Annotated in this window: 20 protein-coding genes; 14 read left to right on the forward strand and 6 right to left on the reverse strand. The window is 73.2% G+C overall.

The window, feature by feature from the left end; translation table 11 throughout:
- Positions 1–6: 6 nt before the first annotated feature.
- Positions 7–843 carry a xanthine dehydrogenase accessory protein XdhC gene (gene xdhC, locus ACFVSL_RS01680; protein WP_386937922.1) on the forward strand — a complete coding sequence of 279 codons (837 nt, stop codon included), beginning with the start codon at positions 7–9 and terminating at the stop codon, positions 841–843.
- 29 nt (positions 844–872) lie between these two features.
- Here the strand turns inward: xdhC and ACFVSL_RS01685 are convergent, their stop codons facing one another.
- Positions 873–1,388, reverse strand: a complete 516-nt coding sequence (locus ACFVSL_RS01685) for a nucleoside deaminase (protein WP_386937923.1) — start codon at positions 1,386–1,388, stop codon at positions 873–875.
- A 115-nt stretch (positions 1,389–1,503) separates the two neighbouring features.
- Between ACFVSL_RS01685 and ACFVSL_RS01690 the strand changes: the two genes are divergently transcribed.
- From ACFVSL_RS01690 to moaA, 5 genes are all read left to right on the forward strand, one after another.
- On the forward strand, positions 1,504–1,908 hold the full coding sequence (locus ACFVSL_RS01690) for a molybdopterin-binding protein (protein WP_386937924.1): 405 nt from the start codon (positions 1,504–1,506) through the stop codon (positions 1,906–1,908).
- Positions 1,905–2,732, forward strand: coding sequence for a molybdate ABC transporter substrate-binding protein (gene modA / locus ACFVSL_RS01695; protein ID WP_386937925.1), 828 nt, complete (start codon positions 1,905–1,907; stop codon positions 2,730–2,732). The genes ACFVSL_RS01690 and modA overlap by 4 nt, the downstream gene beginning before the upstream one ends.
- A 118-nt stretch (positions 2,733–2,850) precedes the next feature.
- Entirely contained in the window at positions 2,851–3,630 is a 780-nt protein-coding gene (locus ACFVSL_RS01700; protein WP_386939304.1) for an ABC transporter permease, read from the forward strand.
- Positions 3,627–4,790: a sulfate/molybdate ABC transporter ATP-binding protein gene (locus ACFVSL_RS01705; RefSeq protein ID WP_386937926.1), complete on the forward strand. Its 1,164-nt coding sequence runs from the start codon at positions 3,627–3,629 to the stop codon at positions 4,788–4,790. Before ACFVSL_RS01700 ends, ACFVSL_RS01705 begins: the two co-directional genes overlap by 4 nt.
- Positions 4,791–4,900: 110 nt before the next feature.
- Entirely contained in the window at positions 4,901–5,962 is a 1,062-nt protein-coding gene (gene moaA, locus ACFVSL_RS01710; RefSeq protein ID WP_386939306.1) for a GTP 3',8-cyclase MoaA, read from the forward strand.
- Positions 5,963–5,993: 31 nt separating this feature from the next.
- Here moaA and ACFVSL_RS01715 read toward each other — a convergent pair whose 3' ends face one another.
- On the reverse strand, positions 5,994–6,407 hold the full coding sequence (locus ACFVSL_RS01715; RefSeq protein WP_386937928.1) for a molybdenum cofactor biosynthesis protein MoaE: 414 nt from the start codon (positions 6,405–6,407) through the stop codon (positions 5,994–5,996).
- Between the two features lie 80 nt (positions 6,408–6,487).
- Positions 6,488–7,720 carry a nitrate/nitrite transporter gene (locus ACFVSL_RS01720; RefSeq protein ID WP_386937929.1) on the reverse strand — a complete coding sequence of 411 codons (1,233 nt, stop codon included), beginning with the start codon at positions 7,718–7,720 and terminating at the stop codon, positions 6,488–6,490.
- Between the two features lie 224 nt (positions 7,721–7,944).
- On the opposite strand from ACFVSL_RS01720, the gene ACFVSL_RS01725 reads away from it, so the two are divergent.
- From ACFVSL_RS01725 to narI, 4 genes are read left to right on the forward strand one after another with little or no spacing between them, the layout of a single operon-like run.
- The gene (locus ACFVSL_RS01725) at positions 7,945–11,715 is read left to right on the forward strand and encodes a nitrate reductase subunit alpha (protein ID WP_386937931.1); all 3,771 of its coding nucleotides are present in this window, start codon (positions 7,945–7,947) and stop codon (positions 11,713–11,715) included.
- Positions 11,715–13,352, forward strand: a complete 1,638-nt coding sequence (gene narH / locus ACFVSL_RS01730; protein ID WP_386937933.1) for a nitrate reductase subunit beta — start codon at positions 11,715–11,717, stop codon at positions 13,350–13,352. Before ACFVSL_RS01725 ends, narH begins: the two co-directional genes overlap by 1 nt.
- Complete coding sequence (gene narJ / locus ACFVSL_RS01735; RefSeq protein WP_386937935.1) at positions 13,352–14,083, forward strand: nitrate reductase molybdenum cofactor assembly chaperone; 732 nt, start codon at positions 13,352–13,354, stop codon at positions 14,081–14,083. Before narH ends, narJ begins: the two co-directional genes overlap by 1 nt.
- Positions 14,080–14,844: a respiratory nitrate reductase subunit gamma gene (gene narI / locus ACFVSL_RS01740; RefSeq protein WP_386937937.1), complete on the forward strand. Its 765-nt coding sequence runs from the start codon at positions 14,080–14,082 to the stop codon at positions 14,842–14,844. The genes narJ and narI overlap by 4 nt, the downstream gene beginning before the upstream one ends.
- A 37-nt stretch (positions 14,845–14,881) precedes the next feature.
- Here narI and ACFVSL_RS01745 read toward each other — a convergent pair whose 3' ends face one another.
- The gene (locus tag ACFVSL_RS01745; protein WP_386937939.1) at positions 14,882–16,048 is read right to left on the reverse strand and encodes a ThiF family adenylyltransferase; all 1,167 of its coding nucleotides are present in this window, start codon (positions 16,046–16,048) and stop codon (positions 14,882–14,884) included.
- A 343-nt stretch (positions 16,049–16,391) separates the two neighbouring features.
- Between ACFVSL_RS01745 and ACFVSL_RS01750 the strand changes: the two genes are divergently transcribed.
- The 4 genes from ACFVSL_RS01750 (at position 16,392) to ACFVSL_RS01765 (ending at position 19,011) form a co-directional block, all read left to right on the forward strand.
- Complete coding sequence (locus ACFVSL_RS01750; RefSeq protein ID WP_386937941.1) at positions 16,392–16,640, forward strand: MoaD/ThiS family protein; 249 nt, start codon at positions 16,392–16,394, stop codon at positions 16,638–16,640.
- 70 nt (positions 16,641–16,710) lie between these two features.
- Positions 16,711–18,039, forward strand: coding sequence for a gephyrin-like molybdotransferase Glp (gene glp / locus ACFVSL_RS01755; RefSeq protein WP_386937943.1), 1,329 nt, complete (start codon positions 16,711–16,713; stop codon positions 18,037–18,039).
- Positions 18,032–18,514, forward strand: coding sequence for a cyclic pyranopterin monophosphate synthase MoaC (gene moaC, locus ACFVSL_RS01760; protein ID WP_386937944.1), 483 nt, complete (start codon positions 18,032–18,034; stop codon positions 18,512–18,514). The genes glp and moaC overlap by 8 nt, the downstream gene beginning before the upstream one ends.
- A gap of 8 nt (positions 18,515–18,522) precedes the next feature.
- Positions 18,523–19,011 carry a molybdenum cofactor biosynthesis protein B gene (locus ACFVSL_RS01765; RefSeq protein WP_386937946.1) on the forward strand — a complete coding sequence of 163 codons (489 nt, stop codon included), beginning with the start codon at positions 18,523–18,525 and terminating at the stop codon, positions 19,009–19,011.
- A gap of 273 nt (positions 19,012–19,284) precedes the next feature.
- Here ACFVSL_RS01765 and ACFVSL_RS01770 read toward each other — a convergent pair whose 3' ends face one another.
- Together ACFVSL_RS01770 and ACFVSL_RS01775 are read right to left on the reverse strand one after the other, a co-directional pair.
- Complete coding sequence (locus ACFVSL_RS01770) at positions 19,285–20,028, reverse strand: phosphatase PAP2 family protein (RefSeq protein WP_386937948.1); 744 nt, start codon at positions 20,026–20,028, stop codon at positions 19,285–19,287.
- A 69-nt stretch (positions 20,029–20,097) separates the two neighbouring features.
- Positions 20,098–21,318 carry a multidrug effflux MFS transporter gene (locus tag ACFVSL_RS01775; RefSeq protein ID WP_386939308.1) on the reverse strand — a complete coding sequence of 407 codons (1,221 nt, stop codon included), beginning with the start codon at positions 21,316–21,318 and terminating at the stop codon, positions 20,098–20,100.
- Positions 21,319–21,412: the final 94 nt, after the last annotated feature.

Below are 21,412 nucleotides of genomic sequence, written 5' to 3' on the forward strand. Positions count from 1 at the left end.
GCGCCGATGGACTGGCTCGAGGCGCTGCGGCGGCTGCGGGACGCGCGCGAGCCCGCGGTGATCGTCACCCTCGCGATCGTGCGCGGGCACGCGCCGCGCAACGGCGGCGCGAAGATGGTGGTGTCGCGCGGCGCGATCGTCGGCACGGTCGGCGGCGGCAACCTCGAGGCCACGGCGATCGACCGCGCCCGCGCGCTGCTCGCCTCGGGCGGGGTCGAGCCCGAGCTGGTCACGCTCCAGCTGAGCGACAAGGCCACGACGGAGTACGGCGTGCAATGCTGCGGAGGAGAGGTCACGTTCATGCTCGAACCCGTGCCGGTGGTGCCGGCGGTCGCGGTCTTCGGCCTCGGACACGTGGGCCTCGAGCTCGCCCGCATCCTCGCCAGGCAGGAGTTCGAGCTGCACCTCGTCGACTCGCGGGCCGAGATGCTCGCACCCGAGCGGGTCGGCGTGCCCGGCGAGTCGGGCGTGCTGGCCGATGCCGTCGCCGTCGTGCACCTGCATCACGAGCCCGTGCCCGAGGCGGGGCTCGACGCGCTGCCGCCGGGCGCCCACGTGCTCGTCATGACGCACGACCACGTCGAGGACCTCGCGATCGTCGACCGGGCGCTCCGGCGCGAGGGGCTCGCCTCGATCGGGCTCATCGGCTCGCGCTCGAAGTGGGCGCGCTTCAGGGTGAAGCTCGCCGAGCTGGGGCACGACGACGCGGCCCTCGCCCGGGTCTCGACGCCGATCGGAATCCCCGAGGTCGCCGGCAAGGCGCCGGCGACGATCGCGGTGAGCGTCGCCGCGCGAATCCTCGAGCTCGTCGAGCAGGCGCGGGTCTGCGACGACGCCGGCTGAGCGACTCGACGCGGGCTGCCCCCGCGCCGTCAGTACTCGATGCGGTCGGCCGTGCGCTTCCACTCGGCGAAGGGCGCGAGCCGGCGTTCGCCGCCGAGCTCGAGCCGGGCGACCGGCATGATGGCGCGCGACGCCTCGCCGTCGTCGTCGAAGTACCGGTAGAAGCGCGCGTCGTCGAAGCCGGCGTCGGCGGCGTCGTCGCGGGTCGCGGCGTAGACCACCCGGTCGAGACGCGCCCAGAGCGCCGCGGCGAGGCACATCGGGCAGGGCTCGCAGCTCGAGTAGAGCGTGCCGCCGCTCAGGTCGAAGTCGCCGATGCCGCGGCAGGCGGCGCGGATCGCCGTGATCTCGGCGTGGGCCGTGGGGTCGAGGTTCGCGGTGACGCGGTTGACCCCGTCGAAGCTGCGGCCGTCGGCGGTGACGACGATTGCGCCGAACGGCCCGCCCGCGTTGCGCACGTTGTCGGTCGCGAGCTCGACGGCCTGCGCGAGCCGCGCGGCGGTGTCGTCGTCGGTGGCGTCTGCGGGAGTCGGGCCGAGGTTCATCGCTGGCATCCTTGCTCTTTCGTCCCGACAGTAACAGTCGTCTGGACGGCCGGCGCGGGGATGATCGACCGGCAGCCGTCCGTGATTCCGCATCTGCGGCGCTATCCTCGAATTCATGACGCATTATCGGATCAGCGAGGCCGCCGAGCTCGTCGGCGTGAGCGACGACACGGTGCGGCGGTGGATCGCCGACGGGCTCCTCCCGGTCGAGAAGGACGACTCGGGGCGCCAGGTCGTGCCGGGGGCCGAGCTCGCGGCGCGCGCGCAGGCGATCGCCTCGGCCGCCGACGACCGCACGGGCGTCCGCCGCAGCGCGCGCAACCGCTTCGTGGGGCTCGTCACCCGCGTCGAGATCGAGGGCCTGATGGCGCAGGTCGAGCTCCAGTGCGGCCCGCACCGCGTCGTCTCGCTCATGTCGTCGGAGGCGGCGCGCGAGCTGCGCCTCGAGGTCGGCTCGCGGGGCGTCGCCGTCGTGAAGGCCACGATGGTCGTCGTCGAGACCGAGCAGGTCGGCGCGTGAGCGCCCGCCGCGCACTCGCCGCGTTCGCCGTCGGCTCGGTCGCGCTCGCACTGCTCGCCGCCTGCGCCTCCTCGGGCGATGCGGATGCCTCGGCCACCCCCGACGCCTCCGCCCCTGCCGCCCCGGCCGGCGCCGAGCACTCGGGCGAGCTCACGATCTTCGCCGCCGCCTCGCTCGGCGGCGTCTTCGACGAGCTCGCGACGCGATTCGAGACGTTGCACCCCTCGCTCGACGTGCTCCCCGTGACGTACGACGGCTCCTCGGTGCTCGCGACCCAGCTCATCGAGGGGGCGCCGGCCGACGTGTTCGCCTCAGCAGACGAGCCGAACCTCGACCGCGTCGCGGACGAAGGGCTCGTCGCGGGCGAACCCGAGCTCTTCGCCACGAACGTGCTCGAGATCGCGGTGCAGCCGGGCAACCCGCTCGGCATCGAGGGCCTCGACGACCTCGCCGACGGCTCGGCCCCGCCCGTCGTCGTGGTCTGCGCCGCCGAGGTCCCGTGCGGTCGGGCCGCCGCGACCCTGCTCGCCGACGCCGGCGTCGAGCTGTCGCCCGCGAGCGAGGAGCAGAACGTGAGCGCGGTGCTCACGAAGGTGCGGACGGGCGAGGCGGACGCCGGGCTCGTGTACGTCACCGACGTGCGCGCTGCCGACGGCGACGTCGAGGGCATCGCGATCGCCGGCGCGGATGCCGCGACGAACCGCTACCCGATCGCCGCCCTCACCGGGGCCGCCAACCCCGAGGCCGCCGCGGCGTTCGTCGAGTTCGTGCGCTCGCCCGAGGGGGCCGAGGTGCTCGCGGAGTTCGGGTTCGGGGCGCCATGACCCCGACGGGCCGCCACGAGCTGGTGAGGTCCCGGTGACCGGGTCGCCGTTCGCCCTGGGCCCGGCGCCCGCCGCCTCGCCGCAGCGGGATCGCGCCGGCGCCCGCCGTTCGACCGGGATCCCGGGACTCCTGTTCGTGCCCGCCGCCCTCGGCGCCGCGGTGCTCGTGCTGCCCCTCGCCGCGCTGCTGCTGCGCCTCGACTGGGCCGCGGTGCCGGCCGCCGTCACCTCGCCGGCCGCGGTCGAGGCGCTGACGCTCTCGCTCGTCACCGCCGCGATCGCGACCGCCTGCTGCCTCGTGCTCGGGGTGCCGCTCGCCCTCGTGATGGCGCGCGCCTCCCGCCCCGCCGCGGCGGTGCTGCGCACCCTCGTCACGCTGCCGCTCGTGCTGCCGCCGCTCGTCGGCGGCATCGCCCTGCTCGCGCTGCTCGGCCGCACGGGGCTCTTCGGCGAGAGCCTCGCGCTCCTCGGCATCCGCATCCCGTTCACGACGACGGCCGTCGTGATCGCGCAGTTGTTCGTCGCCCTGCCGTTCCTCGTGATCTCGGTCGAGGGCTCGCTGCGCGCGGTCGGCACGCGCTTCGAGGCGGTCGCCGCCGGGCTCGGCGCCCGGCCGTTCACGGTGTTCCGCCGGGTCACGCTGCCGCTCGTGCTGCCCGGCGTCCTCGCCGGCACCGTCCTCTGCTTCGCGCGCGCGCTCGGCGAGTTCGGCGCCACCGCGCTGTTCGCCGGCAACACCGCCGGGGTCACCCGCACCATGCCGCTCGCGATCTACACCGCGTTCAACGGGGCCGGGGTCAGCGAGGACACGGCGATCGCGCTCTCGCTCATGCTCATCGCCGTCGCGGTCGCGGTGCTCCTCGTCATGCGCGGCTGGCGAGAGGATGCCCCGCGATGACCGGCGACGGGGCATCCGGCGCGCTCGTCGCCGAGGTCGTGAGCGAACGCGGTGCGTTCCGCCTCGAGGCGGCGCTCCGCGTCGATCGCGGCGAGGTGCTCGCGGTGCTCGGTCCGAACGGCTCGGGCAAGTCGACCCTGCTCGCGACCATCGCCGGCCTGATCGCCCCGACCCGCGGCACGGTCCGACTCGGCGAGCGCGAGCTCGCACGCGCCGGGGCCGAGGGGCGACGCCCCGCGGGGATGGCGATGGACCGACGGCGCATCGGCCTGCTCGGCCAGGAGCCGCTGCTCTTCCGCCACCTGAGCGTGCTCGAGAACGTGGCCTTCGGGCCGCGGTCGCAGGGGCGGCGGGCCGCCGACGCCCGGGCCGAGGCACGGCGCTGGCTCGAGCGCGTCGGCGGCGCCGAGTTCGCCGCCCGCCGGCCGGCCCAGCTCTCGGGCGGCCAGCAGCAGCGCGTCGCCATCGCACGCACCCTCGCCGCCCGGCCCGAGCTGCTGCTGCTCGACGAGCCGTTCGCGGCGCTCGACGTGCCGACCGCCGCGGCGATGCGCCGGCTGCTCGGCGAGCTCTGCGCCGAGACTGCGACACCCACGGTGCTCGTCACCCACGACCCGCTCGACGCCATCGTGCTCGCGGCGCGGGCGGCCGTGCTCCACGACGGGACGATCGCGCAGGTCGGCCCCGTCGCCGAAGTGCTCGGTCACCCCGCCACGCCGTTCGTCGCGGCCCTCGCGGGCGTGAACCTCGCACTCGGTGTCACGCGGCCCGACGGCGGGGTCGAGGTCGAGGGCGCTGACGGCGCGCGACTCGCCCTCGTGCCGGCCGGCGCGCGTGCGGCCGACCGGGCCGATGTCGACGCTCGGCGCGCGCCGACGGGTCGCCCCGCCTCCGCCGTGTTCAGCCCGGGCGCGGTGCACGTCGCACCCGCCGACGAGTCCGACGCCGGGGCATCCGCCGCAGTGGTGCCGAACCGGTGGATCGGCACCGTCGCCCTGCTGCAGCCCGCGCCCGGCGGGGTGCGACTGACGACGGTCGAGCATCCCGAGCTCGCGGTCGACCTCCCGGGCGCCGCGGCCGTCGCGCTCGACCTGCGGCCCGGCGCTCGGTTCGCCTTCCGGGTCGCGTCCGAGGAGGTCACGGTGCGGGTGCGCGACTGAGCCGGTGTTACGGTGGCACCACGAGCAGGGGGTGACCGACGAGCGACACGGCGATTCCGACGAGAGCGCCCCGCGCCGAGCGGGCGGGTGCGTCGATCGGCGTGCGCCGGCTGCCGTCGACGGGTCTCGTGGGCGCCGACGCCTCGCTCGTCGACCGCCGCGACCGCCCGATGCGCGACCTCCGCATCTCGATCACCGATCGCTGCAACTTCCGCTGCGTGTACTGCATGCCGAAGACGGTGTTCGGTCGCGACTACGCGTTCCTCGACCGCGACGAGCTGCTGAGCTTCGAGGAGATCACCCGGATCGCCCGCATCGCCGCGGCCCACGGTGTCGAGAAGCTGCGACTGACCGGCGGCGAGCCGCTGCTGCGCCGCGGCGTCGAGGAGCTGGTCGCGCAGCTCGCCGAGCTGCGCACCCCCGACGGCCGTCCGCTCGAGATCGCGCTCACGACCAACGGCTCGGCGCTCGCGATGAAGGCCGCCGCGCTGAAGGCCGCAGGACTCACGCGCGTCACCGTGTCGCTCGACTCGCTCGACGACGAACTGTTCCAGGCGATGAACGACGTCCGCTTCCCGGTCGCCAGGGTGCTCGACGGCATCGAGGCCGCGCACGCGGCGGGCCTCGGCCCGGTCAAGATCAACATGGTCGTCAAGCGCGGGCTCAACGAGCACGAGATCCTGCCGATGGCGCGGCACTTCCACGGCTCGCCGTTCACGCTCCGCTTCATCGAGTACATGGACGTCGGCAACTCGAACGGCTGGCAGCTCGACGAGGTCGTGCCCTCGGCCGAGATCGTCGATCGCATCGGCGCCGAGCTGCCGCTCGAGCCGCTCGGGGCGACCGCGCCCGGCGAGACGGCGACCCGCTGGCGCTACCTCGACGGCGGCGGTGAGATCGGGCTCATCTCGAGCGTGACCAACACCTTCTGCGGCAGCTGCAACCGCGCGCGCATCTCGACCGAAGGCCGGCTGTTCACGTGCCTGTTCGCGAGCGAGGGCCACGACCTGCGGGCGCTCCTCCGCGGCGGCGTCGACGACGAGGGCCTCGCCACGGCGATGGCGTCGATCTGGGCCGCCCGCGACGACCGCTACTCGGAGGTGCGTGCGAGCCTCACGCCCGAGCTGCGGGCCGCGCGCCCGAAGGCCGAGATGAGCTACCTCGGCGGGTGACCGTGCCGGGGCTCGCGGATCGCGAGCCGCCTCAGAGGCCGACCCACTCCGAGACGCCGTCGGCGAAGTGCTGGCGCTTCCAGATCGGCACCTCGCGCTTGATCAGCTCGACGAGTCGCTCGCACGCGTCGAAGGCCTCGGCGCGATGGCCGGCTCCGGCCGCGGCGACGAGCGCGACGTCGCCGATGCGCAGCTCGCCGACACGGTGCGCCGCGGCGACCGCGAGCCCCGTCTCGGCCGAGATGCGACGCACGCAGTCGGCGAGGAACCGCTCGGCCTCGGGGTGGGCCCGGTAGTCGAGCGAACGCACGGCTCGACCGCCGTCGTGATCGCGGACGACCCCGCAGAAGACGACCACGGCGCCGCTCGCGTCGGACTCGACCGCGCGCCGCACGGCGGCCTCGTCGAGCGGGTGATCGGAGACGACGGCGTGCGGTTCGGGCATGCGGCGATCCTATGCCGTGCGGTTGCGTGCTCCTGCCGCGGGCGCCGCCCGCGCATCCGAAGGTCGCCGGCGATGCCGGGCTACTTCCCGGGCGCCGCCGCCCCCGGCCGGGCGTCGCGCAGCATCCCCGCGACGACGAGCGCGAACGCGCCGACGATGACGAGGAGCCACAGCCCGAGCGCGTACGAGTTCGTCTCGGCGTTGTAGGTCGCCCCCATCACGAGCGGCGGGAAGTACCCTCCGAGACCGCCCGCAGCGGCCACGACGCCCGTCACCGCGCCGACCTTGTCCTTCGGGGTCGACGGGCCGACCCAGGCGAACACGGCACCCATGCCGAGGCCCATCGCCGCGGCCATCGCGATGAACGTGACGCCGGTGAGGATGCCCTCGGGCGGCTGCTGCCCGACGACGTACGCGAGCGAGACGATGCCCGCGAGCGAGATGAGCGAGATGACCTTCGGCCCCACCCGGTCGGAGAGGGCGCCGCCGATCGGCCGTGCGACCACGGCCGCCGCGGCGAAGAGCGCGGTGCGGGTGCCCGCGCCGACGGGGTCGACGTCATCGGGGTAGATCGTCGTGAGGTACTTCGGCAGGAAGGTCGAGAACGCCACGAAGCCGCCGAAGACGATGCCGTAGAGGAACGCCATCTCCCACGTGATGCGGAGCTTCAGCGCCCCGACGACCTTGGGCACGAGCGGCTGCCGGCTCGGCTCCCACGCGGGCGAGTCGCGGAGGAACAGCCAGACGAGCACCGCCATGCCGGCCATGATCCCCGCGATCAGGAGGTGGGTCGGCAGGTAGCCGATCCACTCGGCCAGGCGCGGCGTGAAGAACGCCGAGACGGCCGTGCCGATCATGCCCATGCCGAACACGCCGGTCGCGAAGCCGCGTCGCGACGGTTCGTACCAGGCGCTCGAGAACGGCACGCCGACCGCGAAGATCGTGCCGGCGACGCCGAGGTAGAAGCCCGCGCCGATCAGCAGCGGGAAGCTCTTGATCTCGCCGGCCAGCGCGACGAGCAGCACGGCGGGCACCGAGAGCAGCAGCACGGCGACGAACATCGTGCGCCCGCCGAACCGGTCGGTGAGTGCTCCGGTGAGGATGCGCCCGAGTGCACCGACGAGCACGGGCGTCGCGAGCATGAGCGAGATCTGCCCCTCGTCGAGGCCCATCTCGGTGGCGTACGTCTTCTGCAGCGGGGCGATCACCATCCACGCCCAGAAGCCGACGGTCGACGCGAGCGTCGCGAGCAGCACCTGTGCGAGCTGCCCCCGCAGCTTCGTGGATTCCGGTTGCGTCGACGATGCGTTCATGCTGCCCCTTCAGCCGGATGGAGATCGTGACTCGTCCTGAGGCAGACAGTACCGGTCCCACTTCCGGGGCGCACGCACCCCGCCCGGGCGATTCACCCCGGCGACGCGCGGGCCCGGCCCGGGTTCCTTCCCATCCGATCGCGCAGCAAGCAGAATGGCGGACAGGACGTGTCGAATCGCGGCCTCGGCCGCTTCGACGCACCAGCCGAGACGAGGAGGCTTCGATGAGCCGAACGCCCCGACCTGCGAGCGAGCCGGCGACCGACGGCCCGCTCGCCGATTCCCTCCTGAGGTTCGGCCGCTTCCTGAGACCCGGCGAGTTCTCCCCCGACCTCCGCACGGTCACCCTCGAGGGCGGCCGGCAGGGCGACGTCTTCTACCGCGACCGCTGGTCGCACGACAAGGTCGTGCGCTCGACGCACGGGGTGAACTGCACCGGCTCGTGCTCGTGGAAGGTGTACGTCAAGGACGGCATCATCACGTGGGAGACGCAGGAGACCGACTATCCCTCGGTCGGGCCCGACTCCCCCGAGTACGAGCCCCGCGGCTGCCCGCGCGGCGCCGCCTTCAGCTGGTACACCTACTCGCCGACCCGGGTGCGCTACCCGTACCTGCGCGGCGTGCTGCTCGAGCACTACCGGGCGGCGAAGCAGCGCGTCGGCGGCGACCCCGTGCTCGCCTGGGAGGCGCTCGTCACCGACCCCGTGGCATCCCGCGCGTACAAGCGGGCGCGCGGCAAGGGCGGGCTGGTGCGGGCGAGCTGGGACGAGACGCTCGAGATCGTCGCGGCCGCGCACGTGCACACGATCAAGGCGCACGGGCCCGACCGGGTCGCCGGGTTCTCGCCGATCCCGGCGATGTCGATGGTCTCGCACGGCGCCGGCGCCCGCTTCATCAACCTCATCGGCGGCACCATGCAGTCGTTCTACGACTGGTACGCCGACCTGCCGGTCGCGAGCCCGCAGGTGTTCGGCGACCAGACCGACGTGCCCGAGTCGGCCGACTGGTGGAACTCGACGTACCTCATGATGTGGGGCTCGAACGTGCCGGTCACCCGTACGCCAGACGCGCACTTCATGACCGAGGCCCGCTACCGCGGCCAGAAGGTCGTCACGGTCTCGCCCGACTACGCCGACAACACGAAGCTCGCCGACGAGTGGCTCTCGCCGCACCCGGGCACCGACGCGGCGCTCGCGATGTCGATGGGGCACGTGATCCTCAGCGAGTTCCTCGTCGAGCGGCGGGTGCCGCGCTTCGAGCACTACCTCAAGACCTACTCCGACGCCCCGTACCTGGTCTCGCTCGACGAGCGCGCGGCGAACGACGGCGGGCGCACGTACGTGCCGGGCAAGTTCCTGACGGCCGCCGACCTCGGCGGGGCCGAGGCGCAGGTCGACAACGCGGCGTTCAAGACCGTGCTGCTCGACCAGGACGGCTCGGTCGTCGTGCCGAACGGCGCACTCGGCCACCGCTTCGGCGCCGCCGACGAGGGCAAGTGGAACCTCGACCTCGAGGGCGTCGACCCGCAGCTCTCGATCCGCGACGGCGCCTCGTGGGGCGGCGAGGTCGCCGAGCTCGAGCTGCCCCGGTTCGACGTCGCGCCCGAGGCGGGCGCCGAGCACGAGGGCGGCAGCGGCGTCGTGCGCCGCGGCGTGCCCGTCGCGCGCGTCGCCGGCCGGCTCGTCACGACCGTCTTCGACCTGCTGCTCGCCCAGTACGGCGTCGCGCGCGAGGGCCTGCCCGGCGAGTGGCCGACGGGCTATGCGGATGCCTCGACGCCGGGCACGCCCGCCTGGCAGGAGGAGATCACCGGGGTCCCCGCGGAGCAGGCCGAGCGCATCGGCCGCGAGTTCGCCGACAACGCCGAGCGCTCGGGCGGGCGCTCGATGATCCTCATGGGCGCCGGCACGAACCACTGGTTCCACTCCGACACGATCTACCGCACCTTCCTCGCCCTGACGACGATGACCGGCTGCCAGGGCGTCAACGGCGGCGGCTGGGCGCACTACGTCGGCCAGGAGAAGGTGCGGCCCGTCACCGGCTACTCGCAGTACGGCACCGCGAGCGACTGGTCCCGGCCCGGCCGCCAGATGATCGGCACCGCGTTCTGGTATCTCGCGACCGACCAGTGGCGCTACGACGGCCTGCCGGCCGACCAGCTCGCGTCCCCGCTCGCCGAGGGGCTCTTCGCCGGCCGCACGACCGCCGACTGCCTCGTCGAGTCGGCCAAGCGCGGCTGGATGCCGAGCTTCCCGACCTTCGACCGCAATCCGCTCGACCTCGTCGACGACGCGCGGGCCGCGGGCAAGGAACCGGCCGAGTACGTGGTCGACTCCCTGAACGACGGCTCGCTGCGCTACGCCTGCGAGGATCCCGACTCGCCCGAGAACTTCCCGCGCGTGCTGAACGTCTGGCGCGCGAACATCCTCGGCTCCTCGGGCAAGGGCAACGAGTACTTCCTGAAGCACCTGCTCGGCACCGACTCGTCGGTGCGCGCCGCCGAGGCGCCCCCGGGGCGCCGCCCCGAGTCGATCGCGTGGCACGACGACGCCCCCGAGGGCAAGCTCGACCTGCTCGTCACGGCCGACTTCCGCATGACGTCGACGACGCTCTTCTCCGACGTCGTGCTGCCCGCGGCCACCTGGTACGAGAAGCACGACCTCTCGTCGACCGACATGCACCCGTTCGTGCACTCGTTCAACCCCGCGATCGCGCCGCCGTGGCAGACGAAGACCGACTTCGAGATCTTCCACCTCATCGCGAAGCGGTTCTCCGAGTACGCGCGCACGCACCTCGGCACCCGCAGCGACCTCGTCGCCGCTCCGCTCATGCACGACACCCCCGACGCGATGGCGACCCCGCACGGCACCGTCGAGGACGACCTGCCGCTCGTGCCGGGCGTGACGATGCCGAAGCTCGTCGTCGTCGAACGCGACTACACGGCGATCGCCGACAAGCTCGCGACGCTCGGGCCGCTCGCGGTGAAGGCGGGCATGGTCACGAAGGGCATCGTCTTCGACCCGACCCCCGAGGTCGCCGAGCTCGGACGGCTCAACGGGCTGGCGACGGCCGGCGCGGGCGCCGGGCAGCCGCTGCTCGACACCGACGTGAAGGTGTGCGAGGCGATCCTCGCCCTCTCGGGCACGACGAACGGCCGGCTCTCGGTGCAGGGCTTCCGCCAGCTCGAGAAACGCACGGGCCAGCGCATCGCGCAGCTCGCCGAGGACCACGAGGGCGGACGCATCCGCTTCGCGGACGTGCAGGCGCGGCCGGTCTCGGTCATCACGAGCCCCGAGTGGTCGGGCTCCGAGCACGGCGGCCGCCGCTACACGGCGTTCGCGATCAACGTCGAGCACCTGAAGCCGTGGCACACCCTCACCGGTCGCCAGCACTTCTTCCTCGACCACGACTGGATGCGCGAGCTCGGCGAGAACCTGCCGATCTACCGGCCGCCGCTCGACCTCGCGCGGCTCTTCGGCGATTCGCCGGTCGTCGGCTCGACCGCGCCGAGCGGCGACCCCGCGGCATCCGGGCACGCCGAGGTCGCGGTGCGCTACCTGACGCCGCACTCGAAGTGGTCGATCCACTCCGAGTACCAGGACAACCTCTTCATGCTCTCGCTCTCGCGCGGCGGCCCGACCATCTGGATGTCGACGCAGGACGCCGAGAAGATCGGCGTGCGCGACAACGAGTGGATCGAGTCGTACAACCGCAACGGCGTCGTCGTGGCCCGCGCGATCGTCTCGCACCGCATGCCCGAGGGCACGGTGTACATGTACCACGCGAAGGACCGCACGGTCGACGTGCCGCGCACCGAGACGAGCGGGCAGCGCGGCGGCATCCACAACTCGCTCACCCGCGTGCTCCTGAAACCCAGCCACCTCATCGGCGGCTACGCCCAGCTCGCGTTCGCGTTCAACTACCTGGGGCCGACCGGCAACCAGCGAGACGAAGTCACGGTGATCCGCCGCCGCAGCCAGGAGGTCGAGTACTGATGAAGGTCATGGCGCAGATGTCGATGGTCATGAACCTCGACAAGTGCATCGGCTGCCACACGTGCAGCGTCACCTGCAAGCAGGCGTGGACGAACCGCTCGGGCGTGGAGTACGTGTGGTTCAACAACGTCGAGACCCGGCCGGGCATCGGCTACCCGCGCCGCTACGAGGACCAGGAGAAATGGGGCGGCGGCTGGGTGCGCACGAAGTCGGGGCGCCTGAAGCTGCGCTCGGGCGGGCGGCTGAAGAAGCTCGCCACGATCTTCTCGAACCCGAAGCTGCCCGAGATCCACGACTACTACGAGCCGTGGACCTACGAGTACGACATGCTCCTGAACGCCCCGGCCGGCGAGCACACCCCGGTCGCGAAGCCGAAGAGCCTGCTCACCGGCGAGGACATGAAGATCTCGTGGTCGGCCAACTGGGACGACAACCTCGGCGGCTCGGCCGAGACGATGGCGGACGACCCGATCCTGCAGCACATGTCGGAGCACGTGGCATCCGAGTACGAGCAGACCTACATGTTCTACCTGCCGCGCATCTGCGAGCACTGCCTGAACCCCTCGTGCGTGGCCTCGTGCCCGTCGGGCGCGATGTACAAGCGGGTGGAGGACGGGATCGTGCTCGTCGACCAGGACCAGTGCCGCGGCTGGCGCATGTGCGTGTCGGGCTGCCCGTACAAGAAGGTCTACTTCAACCACAAGACCGGCAAGGCCGAGAAGTGCACGCTCTGCTACCCGCGCCTCGAGGTGGGCCTGCCGACGGTCTGCTCCGAGACCTGCGTCGGGCGCCTCCGCTACCTCGGCCTCGTGCTCTACGACGCCGACAGGGTCGCCGCGGCCGCGTCGATCGAGGACGAGCACGCGCTCCTCGACGCGCAGCGCGAGGTGTTCCTCGACCCGCACGACCCGGCCGTCGTCCAGGCGGCCCGCGAAGCCGGGATCCCCGAGGACTGGATCGATGCCGCGCAGCGCTCGCCGATCCACCGGCTCATCAACGAGTACAAGGTGGCGCTGCCGCTCCACCCCGAGTACCGCACGATGCCGATGGTCTGGTACATCCCGCCGCTCTCGCCGGTGGTCGACGTCGTCGCCTCCTCGGGCAACGACGGCGAGGACGCGAAGACGCTGTTCTCCGCGATCGCGAAGCTCCGCATCCCGCTCGAGTACCTCGCGGGGCTCTTCACCGCCGGCGACACGCGACCGGTCGAGGCGTCGCTGCGCAAGCTCGCCGCGATGCGCTCGTACATGCGCGGCATCAACCTCGGCGAGGGCAAGGACGAACGCATCGCCGACGCGGTCGGCATGACGGGCGAGACGCTGGAGGAGATGTACCGGCTGCTCGCGATCGCGAAGTACGAGGAGCGCTACGTCATTCCCGCCGCGCACACCGAGCAGGCGCGCGAGCTCGACGAGCTCGCCTGCTCGCTCGACTACGACGGCGGGCCCGGCATGGGCGGCGCCGGCCCCTTCGGCTCGTCGAGCGGCCAGCAGGTGCCGGTCGCGGTCGAGAACTTCCACGCGCTGAAGAACCGGCAGAGCGCCGACCGGCCCTCCACCTCGGGTCGGGTGAACCTGCTCAACTGGGACGGCAACGGCGCGCCGAGCGGCCTGTTCCCGCCGAAGGACGGCGAATGATGGCGAACTTCCCGCTCATCTTCAGAAGGTCGGGCTCGGATGCCTCGCGCTCGTCGCGCGGCCCGGCGACCGCCCCGCTCGCCCTCGACGACGCCACGCGGCGCCTCGCGCACATCGCGGCCTCGTTGCTGCTCGACTACCCCGACGAGGGCTTCGACGCCCGTATCGAGGCGGTCGAGGCCACCCTCGGCGAGCTGCCGCCCGCGATCGCGGGCGAGTTCCGCGACTTCATCGACCATGCCGCCGCGAGCGATCGCGAGGCCCTCGCGATCGAGTACGTCGCGACGTTCGACCTCAAGCGCAAGTGCTGCATGTACCTGAGCTACTACGCCGCGGGCGACACCCGGCGGCGCGGTACGGCGCTCGTGACCTTCATCCAGGCGTACCGCGCCGCGGGCTGGGAGTTCGACGCCGACGAGCTGCCCGACTACCTGCCCGCCGTGCTCGAGTTCTCGGCGCGCAGCGACTCGCCCGTGGCCTCGGAACTGCTCGCGGCCCACCGCGACGGGCTCGAGGTGCTGCGCGAGGCCCTCGAGAGGCAGCGGAGCCCGTGGGCGGGCCTCGTGCGCGCCGTCTGCCGCTCGCTGCCCGAGCTCGACGAGGCGACGCGCGAGCGCTACCTCGAACTCGTCAGCCAGGGGCCGCCCGCCGAGACCGTCGGGCTGTCGTTCCTCGGAAGCATCCCGCCGTACCAGCCCGTCGGAGCCGCACACGAGGAGGCACGCGCATGACCGCCTGGGACGTCCTGCTGTGGGTCGCGATGCCGTACGCCGCGTTCGCGGTGTTCGTCGTCGGGCACATCTGGCGCTACCGCTACGACAAGTTCGGCTGGACGACCCGGTCGAGCCAGACCTACGAGAACCGCCTGTTGCGCTGGGGATCGCCGATGTTCCACCTCGGCATCCTCATGGTGCTCGCGGGGCACGTCGTCGGGCTGCTCATCCCGCGCGAATGGCTCTACGCCATCGGCATCGACGAGCACATGTACCACCTCGGCGCGACGGCGCTCGGCACCGCCGCGGCGGTGCTCACCCTCGCGGGGCTCGCGATCCTGATCTATCGGCGGCGCACGGTCGGCCCGGTCTTCCTCGCGACCACTCGCATGGACAAGCTGATGTACGTCGTGCTCGGTGCGGTGCTGCTGTTCGGCACGATCGCCACCGTCATGTACCAGCTGCTCGGGCCCGGCTACGAGTACCGCGGCACGGTCGGCCCGTGGCTGCGGAGCCTGATCGTCTTCCAACCGCAGCCCGAGCTGATGGTCGACGTGCCGCTCATGTTCCAGATCCACGTGATCGCGGCGAACGTGCTGTTCGCGCTCTGGCCCTTCACCCGGCTCGTGCACGTGTGGTCGGCGCCGGTCGGCTACCTGTTCCGCCCGTACATCGTCTACCGCTCGCGCGACGACGCACGGCGCCCCGGCTCGCGGCCGGTGCGGCCCGGGTGGGAGGGCATCCAGACGCCCGACCCGAAGAAGCTCACGAAGCTCTGAGGGGGCGGGGCGGGCGCGGGCCGGGCCGGGCGCTCGCTCAGCGGGTGACGAGGTCGGCGGCGACGCCGGCGAACCGCTGGATGCCGCCGTCGAGTGAGGCGACCCCCGCGTACCCGCGGCGCGCGAGCTCGCGGGCGGCCCGCTGCGAGCGGAGCCCGACCTCGCAGTAGACGACGATCGGCTCGTCGCCGGGTGGCAGGTCTGCGCCCGCGAGCAGCTCGCCGAGCGGCAGCAGGGTGCTGCCGTCGATGCGGAGGAGGGCGGCCTCGCTCGCCTCGCGCACGTCGATGAGGCGCAAGGGCGCGGCCGCGCGCAGCCGCGTGAGCAGCTCGGCTGCCGAGATCGGGGCGGGGCCGGCGAGCGGGTCGCCGGCCGAGGCATCCGCATCGCTCGCGGCGTCGAGACCGCAGAACCGCTCGTAGTCGATGAGGCCGGTGATCTCCTCGGCGCCCGCGATCGCCGTGTAGGCGATCTCGCGCGTGCGCGCGGTGAGCGCGTCGTAGCTGAGCACGCGACCGAGGAGGGGGTCGCCGACGCCCGTGACGAGCTTCACGACCTCGGTCGCCATCAGCGCGCCGATCGTGAGGCACAAGGTCGGCAGCACTCCCCCGAGCTCGCAGCTCGGCACCTCGCCCGGGGCCGGCGGCACGGGGAAGAGGTCGCGGTAGCCGGGCCCGTGACCGCGCCAGGCCACGCCGAGCTGCCCGTGGAACCGCAGGATGGCACCCCACACGAGCGGCGTGCCCGCGAGGTGCGCGGCGTCGTTCGTGAGGTACCGGGTCGGGAAGTTGTCGCTGCCGTCGACGACGAGGTCGTAGTCGTCGAGGATGCCCGGCAGGTTCGCCGCGGTCAGGCGCTCGTGATGGCGGACGACCCGGCACTCGGGGTCGCTCGCGGCGACGGTCTCGGCGAGCGAGTCGACCTTCGGGCGGCCGAGGTCGGCGATGCCGTGGCTGAGCTGGCGGGGCAGGTTGCTGAGCTCGACCGCATCGAAGTCGGCGATGCCGATCGTGCCGATGCCCGAGCCGGCGAGCGCGGGCACGACCGCGCTGCCGAGACCTCCGGCGCCGACGACGAGCACGCGCGCGGCCTGCAGGCGGCGCTGGGCGAGCTCGCCGAAGCCGGGCAGCATGAGCTGCCGGCTGAAGCGCGCGAGCCTGGCCGGGGCCAGCGGCGGCCCGGGCTCGACGAGCGGCTCGGTCATGCGGCCAGTGTAATCCGCCGGCCTGACGCGGGAGCCGGGCGTCGGGGCGCGCGGTCGGCCGCGGCGGCGGATCCGGATAGGGCCCTGGATCCGACGCGCGCGACGTCCGAGTCGACAGAGCGATCGGCGCCGGGGGCACTGGGAGGGTCTCGTGGGGGTCCGAGACGGCTCCACCCCTGGGCGCCGATCGTGGGACACCCACTGGGGGGTGGGTCAGATGTCCCACTCATGAATCTAGGGCTCGAGCCTGTGAGTGGGCTCGATGCTCGCTGGACGATCGCACCGAGAACGGTGGGCGCCGCCGAGCGAGGCCGCGCACCGGTGCTCCGGTACCATCGACGGCATGACGATCGTCACCGTGCGGTACTTCGCGGCGGCCGCCGAGGCGGCCGGCACCGAGGAGGAGGGGCTCGAACTCCCCGACGGGGCCACGGTCGGCCACCTCCGCGACGAACTCGCCGCACGCTACGGTGCCGCGATGCAGCGCGTGCTGCAGAACGGATCATTCCTCGTCGACGGCACCGTGCAGCGCGACCCCGCGACCGCGCTCGGGGCCGCCGTCGACATCCTCCCGCCGTTCGCCGGCGGTTAGGGCCGAGCACGCCCCGAGCGTCCTCGAGCTCGGGATCCCGCACCACCCCACCGCAGGAGACGAGGCCGGAATGCGCAGCTACGCCGAACACCAACGCGCCGTGCACGAACTGCTCGACCCGCTCGCCGCCCGGCTCGAGGCATCCGGCGGCCGTCCGGTCGCGGTCGCGACGGGCGGCGTCCGCGGCCAGGATGCCGCGGGGCGCGTGCTCGCCCGCGACGTCCACTCGCCCGCGGAGATCCCCGGCTTCGACAACTCGCAGATGGACGGCTACGCCGTGCGCGCGCACGAGCTCGCCGCGGCCCGCCCCGGCAGCCCGGTGCACCTGGCCGTCGGGCCGACGAGCGCCGCGGGCGACGCGCCGTTCGCCCTCGCCCCCGGCACCGCATCGCCGGTGATGACCGGCGCCGTGATCCCCGGCGGCGCCGACGCGGTCGTCCCGATCGAGGCCGCCGACCCGTCGGCCTTCATCGGCCTCGGCGCAGGGCGCCACGACTCCCCCGCCGGCTCGGTCGTCGGGTTCACCGCGCCCGTCGAGCCGGGCGCGTTCATCCGGCGCGCCGGCAGCGACATCGCCGCGGGCGCGCTGCTGCTCGCCGCCGGCACGCGGCTCGGGCCGGCGCAACTCGGCTCGCTCGCCTCGGCCGGAGTGACGGAGGTGCCCGTGCGGCGCCGGCTGCGGGTGCTGCTCGTCTCGACCGGCCACGAGCTGCAGGCGCCTGGCGCGCCGCTCCGCCCCGGGCGGATCCACGACGCCAACACGGCGATGCTCGGCGCGGCGCTGCGCGGGTGCGGCGTCGAGGTCGTCGAGGCCCTCGCCCCCGACGACGCCGCTTCGGTGCGGGCCGTGCTCGAGGCATCCGCCCCCGCCGTCGACCTCGTCGTGACCACCGGCGGCGTCAGCGCCGGGGCCTTCGAGGTCGTGCGCGAGGCGCTCGCCCCGCTCGGCGTCGAGTTCGTGAAGGTCGCGATCCAGCCCGGCGGGCCGCAGGGCCTCGGCACCGCGCGCCTCGGGTCGGGCGGCCCGGCGGGCGCCGGCCGCGCGGACGCCCGAGGCCACGACGCCGTCGAGGTGCCGGTCGTGTCGTTCCCCGGCAACCCGGTGTCGGCGCTCGTCTCGTTCGAGCTCTTCCTGCGGCCCGTGCTGCGACGCCTCGAGGGCCTCGCCCCCGATCGGCACCGCGCGCGCCTGCCGCTCGCGCACGACGTCGTCTCGCCGCGCGCGAAGCACCAGGTGCGGCGGGGCGTGATCGACGGCGCCGGCGCCGTCGAGGTCGGCGCGCCGAGCTCGCACCTGCTGCACGCGTATGCTCAGGCGACGGTGCTCGTGCACCTGCCGGTGGGGGTCGACGCGCTCCCGGCCGGCGCCGCCGTCGACGTCTGGAGGATCGATGACTGACACCCCGCCCCGGCTCACCCACCTGCGCGACGACGGCTCCGCGCACATGGTCGACGTCACCGACAAGCAGGTCACGAAGCGTACCGCGAGCGCGCAGGCGGTGCTCACCACGCGCCCCGAGGTGGTCGCGTCGATCCTCGACGGCACCCTGCCGAAGGGCGAGGCGATCGGCACCGCGCGCATCGCGGGCATCATGGCCGCGAAGCAGACCTCGACCCTCATCCCGCTCTGCCACCCGCTGCCCCTCACGAAGCTCGACGTCGACATCACCGCCGAGGGCGATCGCGTACGCGTCGTGGCGACCGCCACGACCAAGGGCGTGACCGGCGTCGAGATGGAGGCCCTGACCGCCGCGAGCGTCGCCGCGCTCACCCTCTACGACATGATCAAGGCCGTCGACAACCGCGCCGTGATCGGCGAGATCATGGTGCTCGCGAAAGAGGGCGGCAAGAGCGGCGACTGGTCGCGGGCATGAGCGCCCGGATGCCACGGGCCGCCACCGTGCTCGTCGCCTCGACGCGTGCCGCGGCGGGCGCCTACGAGGACCGCACCGGGCCGGTGATCGCGGCGTGGCTCACCGAGCGCGGCTTCGCGGTGCAGGGGCCGCTCGTCGCCGCCGACGGAGTGGCGTTCGCGACCGCGCTGCAGGCGGCCGCGGCCGCCGCACCCGCCCTCATCGTGACGACCGGCGGAACCGGGCTCGCGCCGGGCGACGGCACCCCCGAGGCCACCGCCGCACTGCTCGACCGCGAGCTCCCCGGCTTCGCCGAGGAGCTGCGTCGTCGCGGTGCGGCGACCACGCCGACGGCGCTGCTGACCCGGGGCCTCGCCGGCGTCGCCGGGTCGACGTTCGTGGTGAACCTGCCCGGCTCGAGCGGCGGTGTGCGCGACGGCCTCGGCCTGCTCGGCGAGGTGCTCGACCACGTGCTCGACCAGCTCGCGGGCGGCGATCACCCCGCGGCATCCGCCTGATCGACCGCTGTCTGCCTCTGTCCGCCCCTCTCCCCTCTCTCCCGCTCGCCTCCCTCCTGCTCGCTCCGCTCGCCATCGAGTTGACACCTGTTGTCGGGTCGGTGCGGAGCGGAGCGACGATTCGTGTCACTTCGACGATGCGGGCCGAGGGCGGCTGGCCAGGGCGTGCAGGCGTGCGAGTGCAAAGGGAGTGCGAGTGCGAAGGGCGGGCACAAAGTGCGGGCGCGGGCGCGAGTGAGTGGGGGCGCGGGAGTGCGGAGTGTGCGGCGCGCGCTACCGGCGCGGCACGCGGGGCGGGGTGACGTGGGCCTGCGCCAGCTCGGCGTTCCGGGCGGAGACGACGGCGAGCCGGGCGAGGCGTTCGCGCTCGAGCGGCACCGCGAGCACGGCCCAGAGCACGAGGGCCACCCCGGCGCCGACCAGCGCGCCGCCGACCGTGTCCGAGAACCAGTGCGCACCCAGGTAGGTGCGGCTGACCGCCATGAGCACCGTGTAGACGGCGCCGAGCACCCAGACCCAGACGCGCGGCACGATCACGCCCACCGCGACGGCGATGGTGGCCGCGTTCGCGACATGCCCCGACGGGAATGAGCCGTAGTCGGAGACGACGATCATGTCTTCGGGGCGGGCTCGGCCGAAGAGCGTCTTCAACACCTGCACGACCCCCGCGCTGACCGCGGAGGCGAGCACGAAGTAGAGCGCGGCCCAGGGCCGGCGCAGCAGCAGGAGCACGATCGCGGCACCGACCGGGATCACGAAGACCGCGATGATGCCGCCACCGAGCGCGTTCATGAAGTACGAGAAGACGTCGCCGACGGGCCCGCGCCAGGTGAGCACGTCCTCGGCCCACTCCTCGTCGACCTCGAACGGCAGTCCGCCCTGCCGGCCCATGATCACGAAGCCGAGCAGTGCCGCGGTCACGACCGCGGCGACGCCGCCGATGAGCGGCGCGCGCCGGCGCACCGTCGGGACGGAGGCGGCCGCCTGCTTCTTCTCAACGGTGCTCGCCGGCTGCATCCCCCCACGCTAACGCGAGGCGGCCGGGCATCCGGCCGCCTCGCCGGGCCGCCACGGCTCAGCAGGACCTCAGTCGGCGAGGGGCGGCACGGTCTTCGGGCGCACGAGTGCCCAGAGTCCGACGATCGCGACCGCCGCGGCGGCCGTCATCACGATCGCCATCGGCAGCGCGCTGCCGACGCCCATGAGTCCGATGAGCGGCGAGATGAGCCCCGCGAGGCCGAAGTTCAGCGCGCCGAGCAGCGACGCCGCGGTGCCCGCCTCGCTGCCGTGCGAGGCGAGCGCGAGGATCTGCACCGCGGGGAACGAGAACCCGCACGCCGTGATGAACAGGAACAGCGGCACGATCGTGCCCCAGAGCCCGGCACCGGTCACGTCGAGCACCGCGATCGCGATGGCCGAGCCGAAGAGCACGACCGTCGTGACCGAGAGGATCCACTGCGGCGCCACCCGCCCGCGCATGAGTCGCGAGCTCGTCTGCACGCCGATGATGATGCCGACCGAGTTCACGCCGAACAGCAGGCCGTACTGCTGTGCGGTGAACGCGTACACCTCCTGGAAGAGGAACGACGACGTCGACAGGTACCCGAACAGCCCGGTGAACACCATGCCGCCGACGAGCGCCGCGCCGAGGTAGACGCGATCGCTGAAGAGGGCCCGGTAGCGGTCGCGCATCGTCGAGTGGCCGGTGACGTGCCGGCGCGACGGGGGCAGCGTCTCGACGATGAGGAAGGCGACGCAGAGCACCACGACCACGCCGTAGGCGGCGAGCACCCAGAAGATGCCGCGCCAGTCCATGACCTGCAGCAGCTGCGAGCCGATGACGGGCGCGAGCACCGGGGCGAGGCCGTTCACGAGCGCGAGGCGGGAGAGCATCTTCACGAGCGGCTTGCCGCCGAACAGGTCGCGCACCATCGCCATCGCGACGACGCCGCCCGCGGCGGCGCCGAAGCCCTGGAGCAGGCGGAACGCCGCGAGCCAGACGATGTCGGGCGCGAATGCCGCACCGACCGAGGCGGCGATGTGCAGCGCGGTCGCGAGCATCAGCGGGAGCCGGCGCCCGACCTTGTCGCTCCACGGGCCGACGATGAGCTGCCCGAATCCGAAGCCGATCATCGTGCCGGTCAGGGTGATCTGCACCGCTGCTGCTGAGACGCCGAGTTCGTCCTGCAGCACCGGGAAGGCGGGCAGGTAGAGGTCGACGGTGAACGGCCCGAGCGCGGTGAGCGCACCGAGCACGAGCACGTACACGAGGCGCTGGCGCGCCGTCAGCGCGTCACCGGGATGCATCGACACGACGGGGGTCGACCGGGTGTCGTCGGGGCGGATGATGGGGATGGGGCTCGTGGCGGACATGCGATCCTGGCGTGCTCGATGGCGGATG

Source organism: Agromyces sp. NPDC058064 (genome assembly GCF_042885275.1).
In the GTDB taxonomy this organism is placed as follows: Bacteria; Actinomycetota; Actinomycetes; order Actinomycetales; family Microbacteriaceae; genus Agromyces.

Coding starts and splice junctions, on each gene's coding strand:
- xdhC (WP_386937922.1), top strand. CDS start 7: ATGGACTGGCTCGAGGCGCTGCGGCGGCTGCGGGACGCGCGCGAGCCC.
- ACFVSL_RS01685 (WP_386937923.1), bottom strand. CDS start 1,388: ATGAACCTCGGCCCGACTCCCGCAGACGCCACCGACGACGACACCGCC.
- ACFVSL_RS01690 (WP_386937924.1), top strand. CDS start 1,504: ATGACGCATTATCGGATCAGCGAGGCCGCCGAGCTCGTCGGCGTGAGC.
- ACFVSL_RS01705 (WP_386937926.1), top strand. CDS start 3,627: ATGACCGGCGACGGGGCATCCGGCGCGCTCGTCGCCGAGGTCGTGAGC.
- ACFVSL_RS01715 (WP_386937928.1), bottom strand. CDS start 6,407: ATGCCCGAACCGCACGCCGTCGTCTCCGATCACCCGCTCGACGAGGCC.
- ACFVSL_RS01720 (WP_386937929.1), bottom strand. CDS start 7,720: ATGAACGCATCGTCGACGCAACCGGAATCCACGAAGCTGCGGGGGCAG.
- ACFVSL_RS01725 (WP_386937931.1), top strand. CDS start 7,945: ATGAGCCGAACGCCCCGACCTGCGAGCGAGCCGGCGACCGACGGCCCG.
- narH (WP_386937933.1), top strand. CDS start 11,715: ATGAAGGTCATGGCGCAGATGTCGATGGTCATGAACCTCGACAAGTGC.
- narJ (WP_386937935.1), top strand. CDS start 13,352: ATGGCGAACTTCCCGCTCATCTTCAGAAGGTCGGGCTCGGATGCCTCG.
- narI (WP_386937937.1), top strand. CDS start 14,080: ATGACCGCCTGGGACGTCCTGCTGTGGGTCGCGATGCCGTACGCCGCG.
- ACFVSL_RS01745 (WP_386937939.1), bottom strand. CDS start 16,048: ATGACCGAGCCGCTCGTCGAGCCCGGGCCGCCGCTGGCCCCGGCCAGG.
- ACFVSL_RS01750 (WP_386937941.1), top strand. CDS start 16,392: ATGACGATCGTCACCGTGCGGTACTTCGCGGCGGCCGCCGAGGCGGCC.
- glp (WP_386937943.1), top strand. CDS start 16,711: ATGCGCAGCTACGCCGAACACCAACGCGCCGTGCACGAACTGCTCGAC.
- moaC (WP_386937944.1), top strand. CDS start 18,032: ATGACTGACACCCCGCCCCGGCTCACCCACCTGCGCGACGACGGCTCC.
- ACFVSL_RS01765 (WP_386937946.1), top strand. CDS start 18,523: ATGCCACGGGCCGCCACCGTGCTCGTCGCCTCGACGCGTGCCGCGGCG.
- ACFVSL_RS01770 (WP_386937948.1), bottom strand. CDS start 20,028: ATGCAGCCGGCGAGCACCGTTGAGAAGAAGCAGGCGGCCGCCTCCGTC.
- ACFVSL_RS01775 (WP_386939308.1), bottom strand. CDS start 21,318: ATGCATCCCGGTGACGCGCTGACGGCGCGCCAGCGCCTCGTGTACGTG.